The sequence below is a fragment of the Kitasatospora sp. NPDC091257 genome, from assembly GCF_044757675.1.
Classification (GTDB): domain Bacteria; phylum Actinomycetota; class Actinomycetes; order Streptomycetales; family Streptomycetaceae; genus Kitasatospora; species Kitasatospora lactacystinica.
In genome coordinates, this window is the sequence record NZ_JBIVVI010001256.1 from 1 (window position 1) to 2523 (window position 2523).

Below are 2523 nucleotides of genomic sequence, written 5' to 3' on the forward strand. Positions count from 1 at the left end.
GGTATGTACAGTGGTCCGCATGAGCACCCAGGACCGCCTCATCGAGAGCACCCAGGCCCTCCTCTGGGAGCGCGGCTACGTCGGAACCAGCCCCAAGGCCATCCAGCAGCGCTCCGGGGTCGGCCAGGGCAGCATGTACCACCACTTCGCCGGCAAGCCCGACCTCGCGGCCGTCGCCCTGCGCCGCAGCGCCGAGCAGATGCGCGGCGTCGCCGAGGCCGACCTCGCCGCCCCCGGCAGCGCCTACGACCGGATCGCCGCCTACCTGCAGCGCGACCGTGACGTCCTGCGCGGCTGCCGGATCGGCCGGATGGCCCAGGACCCGGACGTGGTCGCCGACCCGCTCCTGCGCGCGCCCGTCGAGGAGACCTTCGACTGGCTGCGCGGCCGGATCGCCGGACTGATCGCCGACGGCCAGGCGGACGGCGAGTTCGCCCCCGGCCTCGACCCGGCCGACACCGCCGCCGCCGTGGTCGCCGTCGTCCAGGGCTGCTACGTCCTGGCCCGTGCCGCCGACAGCGCCGAGCCGTTTGACCGGGCCGTTCGTGGCGCCCTCGGCCTGCTCGCGGCACACCGCACGGCCTGACCCGCCAAGTCCGCCCGGCCGGCAGCCCGCCTGCCTGCCGGACCCGTCGAACCCGAGGAGCCCAGCCGTGCACGCGATGCAGTACGAGATCACCCTGCCCGCCGACTACGACATGGGCGTCATCCGCAAGCGCGTCGCCGACAAGGGCCACCTGCTCGACGCGCACCCGGGCCTCGGCCTCAAGGCCTATCTGGTCCGCGAGCGCGGCCGACAGGGCTCGCCCGTCAACCAGTACGCGCCGTTCTACCTCTGGCGCACCGTCGAGGGCATGAACGGTTTCCTCTGGGGGCCGGGATTCCGCGGCCTGAGCGCCGACTTCGGCCGCCCCGCCGTCCGGCACTGGCTGGGCGCGGGCCTGACCCGCGGCGCGTCAGGAACCTCGGCGGCCTCGGCCTCGACATCGGCCTCGGAGGCGGCGTCGCCAACGGAGGAGGCGGCCGCGCCGCCGACCACCGCCACCCGGGAGACCGTACGGCTGCCGGAATCCGCCGACCCGGCCGAGGCCGTCGAGCGGGCGCTCGCCGACCTGCCCACGCACCCGGCCCTGCACACCGCTGCCGTGGCCGTCGACCCGAGCCGCTGGGAGCTGCTCCGCTTCGCCCTCTGGCACGGCCCGGCCCCCGAGGACGAGCCCGGCGTCCGTTACCAGGTGCTGCACCTGTCCCGCCCCGAACTCGACCGGCTGCCGGCCGGCCGCCACTGGTGAAAGGACCCACCGCCCCGATGTCCCCCGCGACCGTTCCCACCGGCACCGACCTCACCCCGGCCCCGACCGACCGCACGGCCGGTTACGCCCTGCTCGCCGAACTCGCGGGTCCCGGCGCCGCCACCACGCTCGGGGGCCTGGACGCCCTCGCCCCCGGCTTCCCCGACTGGATCGTCACCAGCCTCTTCGGCGGTACCTACCAGCGTCCCGGACTCGCCCTGCGCGACCGCCAGATCGCGAACCTGGCCGCGCTCACCGCACTCGGCGGCGTCGAGCCGCAGCTGGCCGACCACGTCCGCTACAGCCGACGGATCGGCCTGACGGAGGCGGAGATCACCGAGGTCATCGTCCACCTCGCGCCGTACGTCGGTCTCCCCAAGGCGCTGGCCGGCCTGCGCGTCGCCACCGCCGCCTTCGCGGACGCCGCGGCCAGGGCCGAGGCCAAGGCCGGGACCGGAACTGGCCCCGAGGCCGCGGTGGAGACCGTCGCCGGGAGCACCACCCCGGAGGCCGACGCATGAGCCGCACCGTCCGCACCGTCCGCACCGTCCGCACCGTCCTCGGCGACCTGGACCCCGCCGACCTCGGGGTCACCGACTCCCACGACCACCTCTTCATCCGCAGCCCGCTGCTCCCCGGCCAGGAGCTGGACGATCCGGCCGCCGCCGAGGACGTCCTGCGGGCCTACGCCGCCGCCGGTGGCCGTGCCCTCGTCCAGTGGACCCCGCTCGGCCTGGGCCGGGGCGCGGACTCCCTCGCCGCGCTCTCCCTCGCCACCGGCGTCCACGTCGTCGCCGCTACCGGCGCGCACCAGGCGGTCCACTACGCGCCGGGCTTCTTCCCGGACGTCGACGGCGGCCCGGCCGAGCGCCCCGGCGCGTACGCCGATCTCGCGGAACGCTTCGTCGCCGAACTCACCACCGGTCTGCCCGGCGCGCCCGAGGGCGTCCGGGCCGGGCTGATCAAGGTCGCGGGCGATCCGGGGCCCGTGAGCCGGCACACCCGGTGGACGATGGCCGCGGCGGCCGAGGCCCACCACGCCACCGGTGCCCCGATCGCCGTCCACCTCGAAGCCGACGGCGCTCCGCTCCGGGTCCTGCACCTGCTGCACGACCGGCACGGGGTCCGGCCCGACCGGATCGTCCTCGGCCACCTCACCCGGCTCCCCGACCGCGCGCTGCACCGTGCCCTGGCCGCCGAGGGGGTCCGGCTCGCCCTGGACAGCCCCTCC

At 76.1% G+C, this 2523-nt stretch carries 4 protein-coding genes; all 4 read left to right on the forward strand.

Annotated elements, in window-relative coordinates:
* Window positions 1-19 precede the first annotated feature (19 nt).
* A complete protein-coding gene (locus ACIQOV_RS36980; RefSeq protein WP_401055179.1) occupies window positions 20-586 on the forward strand; it encodes a TetR/AcrR family transcriptional regulator in 567 nt (188 codons plus the stop codon).
* A gap of 67 nt (window positions 587-653) precedes the next feature.
* Window positions 654-1292, forward strand: coding sequence for a DUF4865 family protein (locus ACIQOV_RS36985; protein WP_401055180.1), 639 nt, complete (start codon window positions 654-656; stop codon window positions 1290-1292).
* A gap of 17 nt (window positions 1293-1309) precedes the next feature.
* Window positions 1310-1813 carry a carboxymuconolactone decarboxylase family protein gene (locus ACIQOV_RS36990; RefSeq protein ID WP_401055181.1) on the forward strand — a complete coding sequence of 168 codons (504 nt, stop codon included), beginning with the start codon at window positions 1310-1312 and terminating at the stop codon, window positions 1811-1813.
* A partial coding sequence (locus ACIQOV_RS36995; RefSeq protein ID WP_401055182.1) for a phosphotriesterase occupies window positions 1810-2523 on the forward strand: 714 nt, incomplete at its 3' end. The genes ACIQOV_RS36990 and ACIQOV_RS36995, both read left to right, overlap by 4 nt.

Excerpts from the sequence above, each read along its gene's own strand:
- ACIQOV_RS36990 (WP_401055181.1), top strand. The coding sequence starts at position 1,310 with ATGTCCCCCGCGACCGTTCCCACCGGCACCGACCTCACCCCGGCCCCG.
- ACIQOV_RS36980 (WP_401055179.1), top strand. The coding sequence starts at position 20 with ATGAGCACCCAGGACCGCCTCATCGAGAGCACCCAGGCCCTCCTCTGG.